We start from the raw sequence: 16,238 nt of genomic DNA, 5'->3' as shown, positions 1-16,238 counted from the left end.
ATGCTCGTACGACTGCTTCCTAGGGGACCTAGGTTTTTGCTTACGGTACCTAGGTTCCGTTGGGTGGAGCAACGGATTTCCGGCCGCTACATCGTTCGGGTTCGTGCCGCGTGCGCGGCCCCAGCCGAGTTGTCCACAGGCTCCAGGGGCCCCGCGGGCCGCTCTGAGAGACTGGGCGCACGATGAACGAGAACGTGACTGCCCCGCTCCGCGCCCGCGCCGAGATCGACCTCGCCGCCCTGCGGGCCAATGTGCGGTCCCTGCGCGCCCACGCGCCGGGGGCCGCGTTCATGGCCGTCGTGAAGGCCGACGCGTACGGGCACGGCATGCTCCCGGTGGCCCGCGCGGCCAAGGAGGCGGGCGCCGAGTGGATCGGCACCGCCACCGCCGAGGAGGCGCTGCGACTGCGCGCCGCGGGGCTGCCGGGCCGCATCATGTGCTGGCTGTGGGTGCCCGGCGGGCCCTGGCGCGAAGGGGTCGAGGCCGACCTCGACCTGTCGGTGAGCGATCTGTGGGCGCTGCGCGAAGTCGCCGCCGCGGCGCGGCAGCTGGGCCGCACGGCCCGCATCCAGCTCAAGGCCGACACCGGTCTCGGGCGCAACGGCTGCCTGCCGGCCGACTGGCCCGAGCTGGTCGGCGAGGCCCTGGCGGCGCAGGCGGCGGGCCTCGTCACGGTCACCGGCCTGTGGTCGCACTTCGCCTGCGCGGACGAGCCGGGCCACCCCGCCACCGCCGCGCAGCTGGAGCGGTTCCGCGAGATGGTCGCGTACGCGGAAGGGCGGGGCGTCACCCCGGAGGTCCGCCACATCGCGAACTCGCCGGGCACGCTCACCCTCCCCGAGACCCACTTCGACCTGGTCCGCCCCGGCATCGCCATGTACGGCATCTCGCCCGGCCCCCAGCTCGGCACGCCCGCCGACTTCGGGCTGCGTCCGGTCATGTCCCTCAAGGCGGGCCTCGCCCTGGTGAAGCACGCGCCGGGCGGACTCGGCGTCAGTTACGGGCACCAGTACGTCACTCCGGGCGCGACGACCCTCGGCCTGGTGCCGCTCGGGTACGCGGACGGTGTCCCGCGGCACGCCTCCGGCACGGGCCCGGTCCTGATCGGCGGCAAGCGGCGCACGGTCGCGGGCCGGATCGCGATGGACCAGTTCGTCGTCGACCTCGGCGGGGACGAGCCGGCCGCGGGCGAGGAGGCGGTGCTGTTCGGCCCCGGGGACGCGGGCGAGCCGACCGCCGAGGACTGGGCCGCCGCGGCGGGGACGATCGCGTACGAGATCGTGACCCGCATCGGTCCGCGGGTTCCGCGCGTCTATGTGGACGAGGAGTCCGTCGTGGACGCGTAGGTCCGGCGCCGCGCGGGCCCGTTCGGGAGGCGCGCCGGGGCCCCGCGGGGATTGCCGGGCGCCGCCCGGGCTATGGGAACCCCGTACGGATCGTCGTCCAGGAGGACCAGAGGGACCGGCCAGAGGGACCAGAAAGACCGGGAGGAGCGGCACGTGAGCGAGAGCAGCGCACAGGCCACCACGGCGGTGGTCGCCGAGGCGGCCGTCGAGGCCGCCGCGGGGAGCTGGCGGCGTGCCGGTCTCGCCGGCGCCGCGATAGGCGTGGTCGCGGCGGGCGCCGCCGCCGGGGTCGCCGTCGAGCGGCTGACCGTGGGGCGCGGGATGCGCCGCAGGGCGCGGCTGGCCCTCGACGCCGCCGGGCCCTACGGATCGCTGCGCGGCATCCCCGGCCGGGCCCGCGCCGCCGACGGCACCGAGCTGTACTACGAGGTGGACGAGGTCGAGCGGGACGGCGACGACGGCTCGCGCAGACGCCGCCTGTTCGGCCGCCGGGCCCCCGCCCCCGTCACCGTGGTCTTCAGCCACGGCTACTGCCTGAACCAGGACTCCTGGCACTTCCAGCGCGCGGCGCTGCGCGGCCTCGTGCGCTGCGTGTACTGGGACCAGCGCAGCCACGGCCGCTCCGAGCGCGGCGTCGAGCAGGACCCGCGGACCGGCGAGGGCAGGCCCGTCTCCATCGACCGGCTGGGCGAGGACCTCAAGGCGGTCCTGGACGCGGCCGTCCCCGAGGGCCCGATCGTGCTGGTCGGCCACTCCATGGGCGGCATGACCGTGATGGCCCTGGCCGACCGGTACCCCGAGCTGGTCCGCGACCGGGTCGTCGGCGTCGCCCTGGTCGGCACCTCGTCGGGCAAGCTCGGCGAGGTCAACTACGGGCTGCCGGTCGCCGGGGTGAACGCGGTGCGGCGGGTGCTGCCCGGCGTGCTGAAGGCCCTGGGCCAGCGGGCCGACCTCGTCGAGCGGGGGCGGCGGGCGACGGCGGACCTGTTCGCCGGGATCATCAAGCGGTACTCGTTCGCGACCCGGGACGTCGACCCGGCCATCGCCCGGTTCGCCGAGCGGATGATCGAGGGCACGCCGATCGACGTGGTCGCCGAGTTCTATCCGGCGTTCCAGGAGCACGACAAGACGGGCGCGCTGCGCCGGTTCGTGCGGCTGCCGGTCCTGGTCCTCGCCGGGGAGCAGGACCTGGTGACGCCGAGCGGGCACAGCGAGGCGATCGCCGCGCTGCTGCCGGACGCCGCGTTCGTGCTCGTGCCGGACGCCGGGCACCTGGTCATGCTGGAGCACCCCGACACCGTCACGGACCGCCTCGCGGAGCTGCTGGTGCGCGCCGGCGCGCTGCCGGCAGCCGCTACCGTGGGGGGCCATGGAGACACCGGCAGCACCGCACAGCCCGGCGGCTGACCCCGCCACCCCCGAGACCCCCGTCACCCCCGCCCCTTCCGGCACCCCTGACAGCCCTGACAGCCCTGACAGCTTCGGCACGCCCGCCACCCCTGTCACGTCCGTCACGGTCACGGTCGACTCCCCGGACCGGATGCGCGAGCTGGGCCTTGCCCTGGCCGCGCGGCTGCGCCCCGGCGACCTCGTGATGCTCACCGGGGAGCTGGGCGCGGGCAAGACGACGCTGACCCGCGGGGTCGGCGAGGGGCTGGGCGTGCGCGGCGCCGTGACCTCGCCGACCTTCGTGATCGCCCGCGTGCACCCGCCGCTGGGCGCGGGCCCGGCCCTGGTGCACGTCGACGCGTACCGGCTCGGCGGCGGCCTCGACGAGATGGAGGACCTCGACCTCGACGTGGACCTGCCGCGGTCGGTCGTCGTCGTGGAGTGGGGCGACGGCAAGGTCGAGGAGCTGTCCGACGACCGCCTGCACGTGCTCATCGACCGGGCGACCGGCGACACCAGCGACGACGTGCGCGTGGTCACTTTGCACGGCATCGGCGAGCGCTGGACCGCCGCGGACCTCCCCGCCCTGACCGGCTGAGCGCGGCGCTCCGCCGGCCCTCCCCGTCGGCCGAGCCGCCCGCCGAGCCGGGTCCCGGCGGCCCTTCCGACCAGGCGTGTCGCCGGATCCCGCACAGGCGTTTCACCGGATCCGCCCGCACCCCGGCCCGTATCCCGACAACGCGTCGGCAAAATGTTGCGCGGCGCAGGTCCGGCGTGTTCACATGGAGACCGGACTTAGTTAGGTCTACCTAACCACGCCTGCTCGGGAGGCGCACATGTCGGCTTCGGAACGTGTGGTGCGGCGCGCTGAGCCGTTCGCGGGGCGCCGTGGCGCGCACGGGCCCTCGATGGGGGAGCTGCTCGCGTCCTGCGCGGCGGCCCGCGCCGTGTCGACCCCGCCGCGCGCGGCCTCCGGCGCCGGGCAGCGCGACCCGCACCCCGAGGAAGAGACCAGCCCGGCCGAGGCCTGAGCGCCCGGGCCCGCCCCTGGCAGGCCGGGCCCGGCGAACCACCCTGGCGTCAGGGGACGACGACGACCTTGCGCCCGTGCGTGGCGAACTCCCACATCGCGGCGCCGTCCGCCCGCGCCTCCCGGATGCCGCCGGTCTGCTTCTCCGGGTCGGGCGACGGCGTGGAGCCGTTCACGGCCGCGCTGAACCCGATCGTTACCCCGCCCGCGTTCGTGAACCGCACGACGTGCTCGATCGGCACCCCGTCGGTGCCGGTCACGGAGCCGGTGCGGGAGCTGACCGCGTACTGGCCGGGCGCCGGGTCGACCGTGCCGGGCATCACCTTGTACGTGCGCCGCGCCTTGCCGTCCGCGCCGACCAGCCAGACCCGGTCGGCGCCCAGGGCGTAGACGACCCGCTCGCCGCCACCGGACCGGGCGGGCAGCGCCGCCGACTCCTTCTTGTCCTTGGGCGGGTGGGACGACGACGCGGAGGGGGAGGCGTCGGCCCTGGGAGCGCCGAGGTCGGCCGGCGCGTTCGCCGAGGCCTGGTACGCGAGGAAGCCGACCGCCGCGAGCGCGGCCGCGGTCAGCGCGGTCACGAATCCGGTGCTGCTCCGTGCCACCAGGTGCCTGCCTCTCAAGTACGTATGTACGACGCCAGTGACGGCTCCACGTGACGGTAGCAGCAGCCGCCCGGCCTCCCGGCTTGTCCCAGCCGGGACATGTCCGCCCTTCCGGAGCCGTAGGCTGTTCGTGTGCTGTTGCTCGCCATGGATACCGCCACCCCCGCCGTCACCGTCGCCCTGCACGACGGCACGGCCACCGTCGCCGAGTCGGCCCAGGTCGACGCCCGCCGCCACGGGGAGCTGCTGCTGCCCGCCGTCGACCGGGTGCTCGCCGAGGCCGGCGTGGCACTCGACGCCGTCACCGGGATCGTCGTGGGCGTGGGCCCGGGACCGTACACCGGACTGCGCGTCGGTCTGATGACCGCCGACACCTTCGGGCTCGCGCTCGACGTCCCCGTGCACGGCGTGTGCACGCTGGACGGCCTCGCGTACGCCGCCGGGGACGGCGGTGACCTCGAAGGACCCTTCGTGGTGGCGACCGACGCCCGCCGCAAGGAGGTCTACTGGGCGCGCTACGCCGACCGGCGCACGCGGCTCACCGACCCCGCCGTCGACCGGCCCGCCGACCTGGCCGAGGCCGTCGCCGGGCTGCCCGCGGTCGGTGCGGGCGCGCTGCTCTACCCCGACACGTTCACCGACCCGCGCGGCCCGCAGCACGTCTCGGCCGCGGCGCTGGCCGCGCTCGCCGCCGAGAAGCTCGCGGCCGGCGAGGAGCTCCTTGAGCCGCGCCCCCTGTACCTGCGCCGCCCGGACGCCCAGGTGCCCAAGAACTACAAGGTGGTCACCCCCCAGTGACGACGAGCGCCGAACTGCGCGAGATGCGCTGGTGGGACATTGACGCCGTGCTCGCCCTGGAGAAGGACCTCTTCCCGGACGACGCCTGGTCGCGCGGGATGTTCTGGTCCGAGCTGGCCCACGCGCGCGGCGCCGGTTCGACGCGGCGCTACGTCGTGGCGTACGAGGGCGAGCGGCTCGTCGGCTACGGCGGGCTCGCCGCCTCCGGGACCTCCGCCGACGGCGGCCGCGCGGACGGCGCCGACGTGCAGACCATCGCCGTCGCCCGCGATCACTGGGGGACCGGTCTCGGCGCCCGGCTCCTCACCGAGCTGCTGCGGCACGCCACGGCCTTCGAGGCCGCCGAGGTGATGCTCGAAGTGCGCGTCGACAACACCCGGGCGCAGAAGCTGTACGAGCGCTTCGGCTTCGAACCGATCGGCTTCCGCCGCGGCTACTACCAGCCGGGGAACGTGGACGCCCTCGTGATGCGCCTGACCACCACCCGCGAACCCGTGACCGACACCCCCGGCACCGGAACTGAAGAGAAGAACCATGGCTGACGAACCCCTCGTCCTCGGCATCGAGACCTCCTGCGACGAGACCGGCGTCGGGATCGTCCGCGGCACCACCCTGCTCGCCGACGCCGTCGCCTCCAGCGTCGACGAGCACGCGCGCTTCGGCGGCGTCGTGCCCGAGGTCGCCTCCCGCGCCCACCTGGAGGCGATGGTCCCGACGATCCGGCGCGCCCTGAAGGACGCGGGGATCACCGCGAAGGACCTCGACGGGATCGCCGTCACCGCGGGCCCCGGCCTCGCGGGCGCCCTGCTCGTCGGGGTGAGCGCCGCGAAGGCCTACGCGTACGCGCTCGGCAAGCCGCTCTACGGCGTCAACCACCTGGCCTCGCACATCTGCGTCGACCAGCTGGAGCACGGCGCGCTGCCCGAGCCGACGATGGCGCTGCTGGTCTCCGGCGGCCACTCCTCGCTGCTGCTCTCCAGCGACATCACCTCCGACGTGCGCCCGCTCGGCGCGACCATCGACGACGCGGCGGGCGAGGCGTTCGACAAGATCGCCCGCGTGCTGAACCTCGGCTTCCCCGGCGGCCCCGTCATCGACCGGTACGCGAAGGAGGGCGACCCGGACGCGATCGCGTTCCCGCGCGGGCTGACCGGGCCGCGCGACGCGGCGTACGACTTCTCCTTCTCCGGGCTCAAGACCTCGGTGGCCCGCTGGATCGAGGCGAAGCGGGCGGCGGGGGAGGAGGTGCCGGTGCGCGACGTGTCGGCCTCCTTCCAGGAGGCGGTCGTCGACGTGCTGACCCGCAAGGCGGTGCGCGCCTGCAAGGACGAGGGCGTCGACCACCTCATGATCGGCGGCGGGGTGGCCGCCAACTCGCGGCTGCGGGCGCTGGCGCAGGAGCGCTGCGAGCGGGCCGGCATCCGGCTGCGCGTGCCGCGCCCCAAGCTGTGCACGGACAACGGTGCGATGGTCGCCGCGCTCGGCGCCGAGATGGTGGCGCGCAACCGGCGGCCCTCGTCCTGGGACCTGTCGGCGGACTCCTCGCTGCCGGTGACCGAGCCGCACGTGCCGGGCCACCACCACGACCACGATCACGTGCACGAGGTGAGCAAGGAGAACCTGTACTCGTGAGCGTCGCGCTGATGTGGGAGGCCCGGGCGGTCGACGGCCGCGGCGAGGAGCTGCTGGCCTGGGTGCGGGCGCAGGTCCTGGAGCGGGAGCCGGTGCGCCGCGAGACGCTGCGCGCCCCCCAGGACCGGGTCCTGGTGATCACCTGGTGGGACGCGGAGTACGACGCGCGGCTGCCCGAACTCCCGGAGCCGCCGGCCGGGTTGGTGACGCGCGCCGTGCACCGGTGGCGCTTCGAGGCGCTGGCTGAGAACTGACTGAGATTTCCGGGAATCGTCCGCCAAGTGGTTTACCGCTGTAATAAATCAGACTTACGTTCCCTGTGTGACTGAGCAGAAACGTTTCCGTACGCGTGCGGTGAGGGTGGTGGCGCTCGCCTTCGGCTGCGTTCTGGTGCTCGGCGGCGCCGGGGCCGGCTGGCTCTACTGGCACCTCGACCACAACATCCGCAGCGTCGACATCGACGGCGCGCTCGGCGACGACCGCCCGGCCCGCCCCGCGGCCACCGCGTCCCCCTCGGCGGTGCCGTCCGCGGCGCCGGTCGACACGGGCGTCCTCAACCTCCTCGTCCTGGGCAGCGACTCGCGGACCGGCAAGGAGAACAAGGCGCTCGGCGGCGGCGACAGCGGCGGGGCCCGCTCGGACACCGCGATGGTCGTGCACCTCGACGCGGGCCGCACCGGGGCGACCGTGGTCAGCATCCCGCGCGACACCCTCGTGGAACGCCCCGCCTGCCCGACGAGGTCCGGCGGCACGACCGCGGTCGCGTACGGGGTGATGTTCAACAGCGCCTACTCCGTGGGCGGCCCGGTCTGCGCGGTGAAGACCGTCGAGCACCTCACCGGGGTCCGGATGGACCACTACCTGGAGGTCGACTTCACCGGCTTCGCCGACATCGTGGACGCGCTCGGCGGCGTCGACGTCACCACGCCCGTCGCCATCGACGACGACCGCAGCCACCTGGACCTGACGGCCGGGGAGCACCACCTCGACGGCAAGCAGGCCCTCGCCTTCGCCCGCACCCGGTACGGCATCGGCGGCAGCGACCTGGACCGCATCAAGCTCCAGCAGCAGCTGGTGAAGGCGCTGCTGGACAAGGTGTCGACCGAGGGCCTGCTGACCGACCCGGCCCGGCTCTACCGCACGGCCGACGCGGCGACGAAGAGCCTCACCGCGGACACCGGCCTCGACTCCCTCACCGAACTGACCGGCCTGGCACGCAGCCTCGGCGGCCTGTCCGCGGACGCGGTCCGGACCGTCATGATGCCGGTCGTCCCGGCACCGTCCGACGGCAACCGGGTGGTACCGGACGAGCCGGAGGCGACACAGCTGTGGAAGTCGCTGCGCTGACCTGCGCGAATGCGGGGGCCGGAAATTCTTCGGGAAAAATCCGGGTGGGGTGTCGATCCCGGGGCTGTCCGTTCGACGCATGGGTGAGAGGCCGGGAACGAGATGCCGGTCCGTGACGAGAAAGCCGGAGACGATCATGCCCCGCTACCTGACGATGGTCCGTATCGACGAGACGAGCGCCCCCGCCGAGGGCCCCGGTGAGGAGCTGATGCAGCGCATGGGTGAGCTGATCGAGGAGATGACGAAGGCCGGCGTGCTGCTCGACACCGCGGGGCTCACCCCGTCCGCGCAGGGCAAGCGCGTGCACTACGAGAAGGGTGACATCAGCATCACCGACGGCCCCTTCACCGAGTCCAAGGAGGTCGTCGGCGGCTACGCGATCATCCAGGCCAAGGACGAGGCCGAGGCGCTGGAGTGGACCAAGCGGTTCCTGCGCGTCCACGGCGAGGAGTGGACCGTCACCTCCGAGGTCCGCGAGATCATGGCGGGCTGAGGCCCCGGCCCGGTCCAGGGTCTGTCCGGCGGATCAGGTCGCGTGAAGGTGGCGGTACCTGCTCGTGCCGGTGTCTGATGGTGGGCTGTGACTGAGCACCGCGCCACGGCCCACCCGGACGCCGCCGCCCGCGCCATCGAGACCGTCTTCCGCATCGAGGCCCCGCGCATCATCGCGGCCGTCACCCGGGTCGTGCGCGACGTCGGCATCGCGGAGGAACTGGCGCAGGACGCCCTGGTCACCGCCCTGGAGCAGTGGCCGCGGCAGGGCGTCCCGGACAGCCCGGGCGGCTGGCTCACCGCCGTCGCCCGGCGCCGCGCCGTCGACCTGGTGCGGCGCCGCGAGAACTACGCCCGCAAGCTCCAGGAGGTGGGCCGGGCCACGGAGTTCGCGTACGAGGAGCCGGCCGTCGCCGACCCGGACGACATCGACGACGACCTGCTGCGCCTCGTCTTCATGAGCTGCCACCCGGTCCTCTCCGCCGACGCCCGCGTCGCGCTCACGCTGCGGCTGCTCGGCGGCCTCACCACCGCCGAGACCGCCCGCGCGATGCTCACCCCCGAGCCGACGGTCGCCCAGCGCATCGTCCGCGCCAAGCGCACCCTCGCCACCCGCAACGTCGCCTTCGAGGTGCCGGCGGGCCCCGACCGGGAGGCCCGGCTCGGCTCGGTCCTCGAAGTCATCTACCTGGTCTTCAACGAGGGGTACGCGGCCACGGCGGGCGACGACTACCTGCGGCCCGGCCTGTGCGAGGACGCCCTGCGGCTCGCCCGCGTGCTCCAGTCCCTGATGCCCAAGGAGCCCGAGGTCCACGGCCTGGCCGCGCTGTTGGAGCTCCAGTACTCGCGGGTCGCCGCCCGCACCACCGCCGACGGCGCGCCAATCCTGCTGCGGGAGCAGAACCGGGCGCGCTGGAACCCCCTGCTGATCCGCCGCGGTTTCGCCGCGCTCACCCGCGCGGACGCGGTCGCGTCCGGACCGCCCGGGCCCTACGTCCTCCAGGCAGCGATCGCCGCGTGCCACGCCCGCGCCCACACCTACGCCGACACCAACTGGCGCCAGATCGCCACCCTGTACGGCCTCCTCGCGGCCCGGACGCCTTCTCCGGTCGTGGAGTTGAACCGCGCGGTGGCGGTGTCCATGGTGGACGGCCCCGCGGCGGCCCTCACCCTCGTCGACGCCCTCACCGGCGAACCGGCGCTGCGGGGCTACCACTTGCTGCCCAGCGTGCGGGGAGATCTGCTGGAGCGGCTCGGGCGGGCGGACGAGGCGCGGGCGGAGTTCGCGCGGGCGGCGTCGCTGGTGCGCAACGCGCGCGAGAGGGAGTTGCTGACGCGCCGCGCGCAGCCGGGGTCCGCCCCGTCGGCGGCCGAGGGGCTCGAAGCGGGGCCGGGCCCCTCCGGCGACTGAGGTCCGTGGGCGCCGGTGGCCTCAGCGCACGGGGGCGCCCAGCAGCATGGTCGGGGCTCCCGCGACCCGGGTCAGGAACACCGTCGCCGACTGCTTCCCGTACGGCTTCGGCATCACCTTGCGCCGCAGCTCCTCCGGTTCGACGGCCGAGCCCCGCTTCTTCACCGTCAGCACGCCGACCTCCCGCTCCCGCAGCAGGGCCTTCAACTTCTTGACGTTGAAGGGGAGTTGCCCGGTGATCTCGTACGCGGACGCGTAGGGGGCCGCCCGCGCCTCGTCGGCGGTGACGTACGCGATGGTCTCGTCGATCAGCCCGCCGCCGACCTGCGCGGCCACCTCGGCGACCAGGTGCGCCCGGATGACGGCGCCGTCCGGCTCGTACAGGTACCGCCCCACCGGCCGCACGGCCGGGTCCGGCAGCCCCCGCCCGACCAGCTCCCGCGGCCCCGGCAGCAGCGTGGCGCGCCTGCGGCCCGGCTCCGTGCCGAACCACAGGACGGCCTCCTTCACGTCCCCGCCGTCCGAGATCCACTCGGCCTCGGCCGCCGCCGGGATCGCCTCGTGCGGGATGCCGGGCGCGATCTTCAGCGCGGCGCGGGGCGCGGCGAGCGCGGCCGCGACGGCCCAGGACAGCGGCGGGGAGTAGGCCTCGGGGTCGAAGATGCGGCCGCGCTTGTCGGAGCGCCGGGCCGGGTCGACGAAGACGGCGTCGTACGCGGCCGTGTCCACCTCCGTCACGTCCGCCTCCCGCACCTCGATCAGGTCGCCGAGGCCGAGCGCGGCGGCGTTGGCCCGCGCGACCGAGCACGTCCCCGGGTCGCGGTCGACAGCGAGCACCCGGATGCCCGCGCGGGCCAGCGCGATCGCGTCGCCGCCGATGCCGCAGCACAGGTCGGCGACGGACCGGACGCCCAGGGCGCGCAGCGACTCGGCGCGGTGGGCGGCGACGCGGGTGCGGGTCGCCTGCTCGACCCCGTTCGCCGTGAAGTACATCCGGCCCGCGTCCTCGGCCCCGAACTTCGCCACGGCCCGCTGCCGCAGCCGGGCCTGCGCGAGCGCCGCCGAGACGAGCGCGGCCGGGTGGTCGCGGCGCAGCCGGGTGGCGAGCGCGAGTTCCTGGGCCGGGTCGTGGTCGCGCAACGCGCCGAGCAGGGTCTGCCCCTCCGGGGTGAGGAGGGCGTGGATGTCGGCGGGGGTGGACGGAGAGCTCACCCGGTCCATTGTGGGCCAGTCGGAGGACGGTACGCGCAGGGCGGCGGTGTCACCCCCCGACCACGCCCCTGAACTGCGAAGATCCGTCGCCATGCGCCGAGTAGGACAAGATGAGGAAACGGGCCCGAGGGTGATGCGGGGGCGGTCTGTGGCTCTGCGGATGACGCGGGGCGGGTCTGTGGCTCTACGGGTGAAGCGGGCCGCGTCCGGCGACGAGGCCGGGCCTGTCGCTGTCCCGCCCGAGCGGACATCCGCGTCCGATCCCCGGGCCGCGACGGCCGTCCTCCCGCCCGAGGGGGCAGCTGGGACCGTGCGCCAGGTCCGGTCCAGGGCGGGGGCAGCCGCGGCGGCGCCTTGGGTCGGGCCCCGGGCCGCGACGGTCGTCCTCCCGCCCGAGGGGGTAGCCGGGACCGTGCGCCAGGTCCGGTCCAGGGCGGGGGCAGCCGCGGCGGCGCCTTGGGTCGGGCCCCGGGCCACGGCGGTCGTCCTTCCGCCCGAGGGGGTAGCCGGGACCGTGCGCCAGGTCCGGTCCAGGGCGGGGGCAGCCGCGGCGGCGCCCTGGGTCGGGCCCCGGAGCGCGGCGGTCGTCCTTCCGCCCGAGGGGGTAGCCGGGACCGTGCGCCATGTCCGGTCCAGGGCGGGGGCAGCTGCGGCGGCGCCCTGGGCGGGTCCCCGGGCCACGGCGGTCGTCCTCCCGCCCGAGGGGGCAGCCGGGACCGCGCCCCTGGTCGGGCCCCGGTCGTGGCGACGGGCGGGCGGCGTCGGGCTGCGGCGCGTGGCCGCCTGCGTCGTGGCCGTCGCGCTGCTCGCCGGGTGCGCCCCTTCCGTCGACCCGCTCGCCCGCATGGGCAGGAAGGCGGCCCAGAAGGTCCGCCACGCACACCCCGGGGGCGGGGCGGCCGGCCAGGTCGCCGCGAGAGGCGCCGCCCCCGCCCCCGGCGCGCCGGCCGCACCGAGGGCCGCCCCCGCCCACCACGTCTTCCCCTCGCGCCCCCGTACCGCGCTCCCCCCGGTCGTGGACCGCGTCCCCACCCGGGACCGGGTCGTCTTCCTGGCCGTCGACGACGGCGCGGGCGCGGACCCCCGTTTCGCCCGCCTGGTCCGGGAGCTGCGCCTGCCCGTCTCGGTCTTCCTCACCCGCTCCGTCGCGGGCCCCGGCCGCGACCACCTCGGGGAGCTGCGCGCGCTGGGCGCCGGCATGCAGAACCGCACCCTGACGGGGCCGCTGCTGCCCGGCCTCGGCTACGTGGCCCAGCACGCCCAGATCTGCGGCCAGCAGGACCACCTGAAGGGCCGCTTCGGCGCGGCGCCACGCCTGCTGAGCCCGCCCTACGGCGCCTACGACGCGGACACGCTGCGCGCGGCGGGCGCCTGCGGCATCGACGCGATCGTCCTCACCCGCGCCCACGGCGACGGCGACCCCCTGCGCCCCGGCGACATCGTCCGCGTACCGGCGACGCCCTCGCTCACCAGGACGACCACCGCACTCCTGCACCGCATCCGGGCCCGGGGCCTCATGGTGGCCCGCCTGGAGAGCTACCTGTAGCCGGGTCAGAACCCGCCGAAAAGCACGCCGCGTCGCCGACGATTGGCACTCCGCTTGACCGAGTGCTAATCGCGGTCATAGTCTCGCTCCTGGCACTCACCACTGGAGAGTGCCAACAGCGACGGGCAGGTCCGGCACCTGCGACGACGGATCCACCTGGTCGCCACCTCAGACTGTTAACCCCGTGAGATCTCCGAAGGGGGAGACCGGATCGTGACGACCGCCAGCTCCAAGGTTGCCATCAAGCCGCTCGAGGACCGCATTGTGGTCCAGCCGCTCGACGCCGAGCAGACCACGGCCTCCGGCCTGGTCATTCCGGACACCGCGAAGGAGAAGCCCCAGGAGGGCGTCGTCCTCGCCGTGGGCCCGGGCCGCTTCGAGAACGGCGAGCGCCTGCCGCTCGACGTGAAGACCGGCGACATCGTGCTGTACAGCAAGTACGGCGGCACCGAGGTCAAGTACAACGGCGAGGAGTACCTCGTCCTCTCGGCCCGCGACGTTCTCGCGATCGTCGAGAAGTAAGCAGACCGAGCAGCAGCTTGCGCTGTGAATTGCGCCCCTGGCACCCGCGATCGTAAGAAGCCGGGGTCGGGGGCGCGGTTCGTGCACCCTGAAGTTTTTCCGTAGTTTTCGAGAGGGCTGAACCGCTCCCATGGCGAAGATCCTGAAGTTCGACGAGGACGCCCGTCGCGCCCTCGAGCGCGGCGTCAACAAGCTTGCCGACACGGTCAAGGTGACGATCGGCCCCAAGGGCCGCAACGTCGTCATCGACAAGAAGTTCGGCGCCCCCACCATCACCAACGACGGTGTGACCATCGCCCGCGAGGTCGAGGTCGAGGACCCGTACGAGAACCTCGGCGCGCAGCTCGTGAAGGAGGTGGCGACCAAGACCAACGACATCGCGGGTGACGGCACCACCACCGCCACCGTGCTGGCCCAGGCCCTGGTCAAGGAAGGCCTGCGCAACGTCGCCGCGGGCGCCTCCCCGGCCGCCCTGAAGAAGGGCATCGACGCCGCGGTGAAGGCCGTGTCCGAGGACCTCCTCGCGACCGCCCGCCCGATCGACTCGAAGTCCGACATCGCCGCCGTCGCCGGTCTGTCCGCGCAGGACAGCCAGGTCGGCGAGCTCATCGCCGAGGCGATGGACAAGGTCGGCAAGGACGGTGTCATCACCGTCGAGGAGTCCAACACCTTCGGCCTGGAGCTCGACTTCACCGAGGGCATGGCCTTCGACAAGGGCTACCTGTCCCCGTACTTCGTCACCGACCAGGAGCGTATGGAGGCCGTCCTCGACGACCCGTACATCCTGATCCACCAGGGCAAGATCGGGTCCATCCAGGACCTGCTCCCGCTCCTGGAGAAGGTCATCCAGGCCGGTGGCTCCAAGCCGCTGCTGATCATCGCCGAGGACGTCGAGGGCGAGGCCCTGTCGACCCTGGTCGTGAACAAGATCCGCGGCACGTTCAACGCCGTCGCGGTCAAGGCCCCCGGCTTCGGCGACCGCCGCAAGGCGATGCTCCAGGACATGGCCACCCTCACCGGTGCCACCGTCATCGCCGAGGAGGTCGGCCTCAAGCTCGACCAGGCCGGCCTGGACGTGCTGGGCTCCGCGCGCCGCGTGACCATCACCAAGGACGACACCACGATCGTCGACGGCGGCGGCAACAAGGCCGACGTCGACGGCCGCGTCAACCAGATCAAGGCCGAGATCGAGAACACGGACTCCGACTGGGACCGCGAGAAGCTCCAGGAGCGCCTCGCGAAGCTCGCCGGCGGCGTCTGCGTGATCAAGGTCGGTGCCGCGACCGAGGTCGAGCTCAAGGAGAAGAAGCACCGTCTGGAGGACGCCATCTCCGCGACCCGCGCCGCGGTCGAGGAGGGCATCGTCTCCGGTGGTGGCTCCGCGCTCGTCCACGCCGTGAAGGTGCTGGGCGACAGCCTGGGCAAGGAGGGCGACGAGGCCACCGGTGTCGCCGTCGTCCGCCGCGCCGCCGTCGAGCCGCTGCGCTGGATCGCGGAGAACGCGGGCCTTGAGGGCTACGTCATCGTCTCCAAGGTCGCCGAGCTCGAGAAGGGCTCCGGCTACAACGCCGCGACCGGTGAGTACGGGGACCTGGTCAAGGCCGGCGTCATCGACCCGGTCAAGGTCACGCGCTCCGCGCTGGAGAACGCGGCGTCGATCGCCTCGCTGCTCCTGACGACCGAGACGCTGGTCGTCGAGAAGCCGGCCGAGGAAGAGGCCGAGGCCGGTCACGGTCACGGTCACGGTCACTCGCACTGACCCGCTCCGCTGAAGTGACCTGAGGCCCGGCCCCCTGTGTTCTGGGGGGGCCGGGCCTTCTGGTTGCGCGGAGACGCGTCTGCCTGGTTCCGACCGTCGCCGGGCGCGCCACCGTCGTGGCTGGTCGCGCAGTTCCCCGCGCCCCTGAAGGGCCTGCGGCCTTCAGGCAAGGCTGCGCGCAGCGCATGCCTCCAGGGGCGCGGGGAACTGCGCGACCAGCCCCCACCGGGCCCGCACCCGAAAACGCATCAGGCCCCCGGGGACACACACCCGGGCCGCACCCCAAAACGCCGCCCAGCCGCACCCCGAGCAGCCAACTACTGCGGCCCGTACTTTCGCCCCGTCCGAGACGTGACCCCGCCGAGCAGGGACCGCGGCGTCACCTTGGCCACCCCCATCAGCGCCTTGTAGCGCGGATCCGGGATGGAGAGGGACTTGCCGCGGGAGAGATCCGTGAGCGCCGCCGCGACCAGCTTGTCGGCGTCCAGCCACATCCACTTCGGGATGTTGTCCGTGCCCATGTCGGCCCGCTGGTGGAACTCCGTACGGACGAAGCCGGGGCACAGCGCCATCAGCCGCACGCCGGAGCCCGCCAGGTCCTTCGCCACGCCCTGCGTGAACTGCACGACCCACGCCTTCGACGCCCCATAGGTGCCGCGCGGCACGAACGCCGCCACCGACGCCACGTTGATCACGCCGCCGCGCCCGCGCCCGCGCATCACCTCCGTCGCCGCCGACGTCAGCCGCAGCACCGCCTCGCAGTGCACCTTCAGCATGGTCAGCTCATCGGCGAGGGGGACTTCCAGATAGCGGCCCTTGTTGCCGAACCCGGCGTTGTTGACGAGCAGGTCGACCGCGGCCTTGCGGTCGCCGAGCCGCTTCTCGACGGCCGCGATCCCGGTGTCCGTGGCGAGGTCGGCGGTGAGCACCTCGGCCTCGATGCCGTGCCGGTCGTGCAGCTCGGTCGCCTGCTCCTGGAGCCGCTTCGTGTCGCGCGCGACGAGCACCAGGTTGTGGCCGTCGGCGGCGAGGCGCCGGGCGAACGCGGCGCCGATGCCCGCGGTGGATCCCGTGATCAGTGCCGTAGTCATGGACCAAGGTTAGTGACGCCCGGGTGGTGCTCGTGATCACCGGGGCGCCACTGACCAA

General features: G+C 73.8%; 17 protein-coding genes. 14 read left to right on the top strand and 3 right to left on the bottom strand.

The annotated features are described in order from the left end of the window. Positions 1–182 precede the first annotated feature (182 nt). The 4 genes from alr (at position 183) to ACIBW6_RS05280 (ending at position 3,766) form a co-directional block, all read left to right on the top strand. Positions 183–1,346, top strand: a complete 1,164-nt coding sequence (gene alr / locus ACIBW6_RS05295; RefSeq protein ID WP_399056872.1) for an alanine racemase — start codon at positions 183–185, stop codon at positions 1,344–1,346. Positions 1,347–1,499: 153 nt separating this feature from the next. Beyond that, positions 1,500–2,753: an alpha/beta fold hydrolase gene (locus ACIBW6_RS05290; protein ID WP_399056869.1), complete on the top strand. Its 1,254-nt coding sequence runs from the start codon at positions 1,500–1,502 to the stop codon at positions 2,751–2,753. Next, positions 2,716–3,333 carry a tRNA (adenosine(37)-N6)-threonylcarbamoyltransferase complex ATPase subunit type 1 TsaE gene (gene tsaE / locus ACIBW6_RS05285; protein ID WP_399056867.1) on the top strand — a complete coding sequence of 206 codons (618 nt, stop codon included), beginning with the start codon at positions 2,716–2,718 and terminating at the stop codon, positions 3,331–3,333. The genes ACIBW6_RS05290 and tsaE overlap by 38 nt, the downstream gene beginning before the upstream one ends. A gap of 238 nt (positions 3,334–3,571) precedes the next feature. Next, positions 3,572–3,766 carry a hypothetical protein gene (locus tag ACIBW6_RS05280; RefSeq protein WP_399056865.1) on the top strand — a complete coding sequence of 65 codons (195 nt, stop codon included), beginning with the start codon at positions 3,572–3,574 and terminating at the stop codon, positions 3,764–3,766. Positions 3,767–3,815: 49 nt separating this feature from the next. Here ACIBW6_RS05280 and ACIBW6_RS05275 read toward each other — a convergent pair whose 3' ends face one another. Next, on the bottom strand, positions 3,816–4,370 hold the full coding sequence (locus ACIBW6_RS05275) for a hypothetical protein (protein ID WP_399056863.1): 555 nt from the start codon (positions 4,368–4,370) through the stop codon (positions 3,816–3,818). Between the two features lie 132 nt (positions 4,371–4,502). On the opposite strand from ACIBW6_RS05275, the gene tsaB reads away from it, so the two are divergent. The 7 genes from tsaB to ACIBW6_RS05240 all read left to right on the top strand — a co-directional run bounded on the left by tsaB (position 4,503) and on the right by ACIBW6_RS05240 (position 10,050). Continuing rightward, positions 4,503–5,168, top strand: a complete 666-nt coding sequence (gene tsaB / locus ACIBW6_RS05270) for a tRNA (adenosine(37)-N6)-threonylcarbamoyltransferase complex dimerization subunit type 1 TsaB (protein WP_399056861.1) — start codon at positions 4,503–4,505, stop codon at positions 5,166–5,168. A gap of 23 nt (positions 5,169–5,191) precedes the next feature. Then, on the top strand, positions 5,192–5,710 hold the full coding sequence (rimI, locus tag ACIBW6_RS05265; RefSeq protein WP_399057681.1) for a ribosomal protein S18-alanine N-acetyltransferase: 519 nt from the start codon (positions 5,192–5,194) through the stop codon (positions 5,708–5,710). Further along, on the top strand, positions 5,703–6,800 hold the full coding sequence (tsaD, locus tag ACIBW6_RS05260; protein WP_399056859.1) for a tRNA (adenosine(37)-N6)-threonylcarbamoyltransferase complex transferase subunit TsaD: 1,098 nt from the start codon (positions 5,703–5,705) through the stop codon (positions 6,798–6,800). The genes rimI and tsaD overlap by 8 nt, the downstream gene beginning before the upstream one ends. After that, positions 6,797–7,054, top strand: coding sequence for a hypothetical protein (locus ACIBW6_RS05255; protein ID WP_399056857.1), 258 nt, complete (start codon positions 6,797–6,799; stop codon positions 7,052–7,054). The genes tsaD and ACIBW6_RS05255 overlap by 4 nt, the downstream gene beginning before the upstream one ends. A gap of 100 nt (positions 7,055–7,154) precedes the next feature. Continuing rightward, a complete protein-coding gene (locus ACIBW6_RS05250; protein WP_399057679.1) occupies positions 7,155–8,147 on the top strand; it encodes an LCP family protein in 993 nt (330 codons plus the stop codon). Between the two features lie 136 nt (positions 8,148–8,283). Beyond that, positions 8,284–8,640: a YciI family protein gene (locus ACIBW6_RS05245; RefSeq protein ID WP_399057677.1), complete on the top strand. Its 357-nt coding sequence runs from the start codon at positions 8,284–8,286 to the stop codon at positions 8,638–8,640. Positions 8,641–8,727: 87 nt separating this feature from the next. After that, complete coding sequence (locus ACIBW6_RS05240; RefSeq protein WP_399056855.1) at positions 8,728–10,050, top strand: RNA polymerase sigma factor; 1,323 nt, start codon at positions 8,728–8,730, stop codon at positions 10,048–10,050. A gap of 21 nt (positions 10,051–10,071) precedes the next feature. Here ACIBW6_RS05240 and ACIBW6_RS05235 read toward each other — a convergent pair whose 3' ends face one another. Further along, positions 10,072–11,271, bottom strand: a complete 1,200-nt coding sequence (locus tag ACIBW6_RS05235) for a methyltransferase domain-containing protein (protein ID WP_399057675.1) — start codon at positions 11,269–11,271, stop codon at positions 10,072–10,074. Positions 11,272–12,037: 766 nt separating this feature from the next. On the opposite strand from ACIBW6_RS05235, the gene ACIBW6_RS05230 reads away from it, so the two are divergent. The 3 genes from ACIBW6_RS05230 (at position 12,038) to groL (ending at position 15,089) form a co-directional block, all read left to right on the top strand. After that, a complete protein-coding gene (locus tag ACIBW6_RS05230) occupies positions 12,038–12,808 on the top strand; it encodes a polysaccharide deacetylase family protein (protein WP_399056853.1) in 771 nt (256 codons plus the stop codon). A gap of 213 nt (positions 12,809–13,021) precedes the next feature. Continuing rightward, positions 13,022–13,330 (top strand): co-chaperone GroES, encoded by a 309-nt coding sequence (gene groES, locus ACIBW6_RS05225; RefSeq protein ID WP_016434667.1) that lies wholly within the window; start codon positions 13,022–13,024, stop codon positions 13,328–13,330. A gap of 130 nt (positions 13,331–13,460) precedes the next feature. Further along, positions 13,461–15,089 (top strand): chaperonin GroEL, encoded by a 1,629-nt coding sequence (gene groL / locus ACIBW6_RS05220; RefSeq protein ID WP_399056851.1) that lies wholly within the window; start codon positions 13,461–13,463, stop codon positions 15,087–15,089. 317 nt (positions 15,090–15,406) lie between these two features. Here groL and ACIBW6_RS05215 read toward each other — a convergent pair whose 3' ends face one another. Continuing rightward, the gene (locus tag ACIBW6_RS05215) at positions 15,407–16,180 is read right to left on the bottom strand and encodes an SDR family NAD(P)-dependent oxidoreductase (protein ID WP_399056848.1); all 774 of its coding nucleotides are present in this window, start codon (positions 16,178–16,180) and stop codon (positions 15,407–15,409) included. Positions 16,181–16,238: the final 58 nt, after the last annotated feature.

Source organism: Streptomyces sp. NPDC049813 (assembly GCF_044465085.1).
Classification (GTDB): domain Bacteria; phylum Actinomycetota; class Actinomycetes; order Streptomycetales; family Streptomycetaceae; genus Streptomyces.
This window is presented reverse-complemented; position numbering and strand designations above follow the sequence as displayed.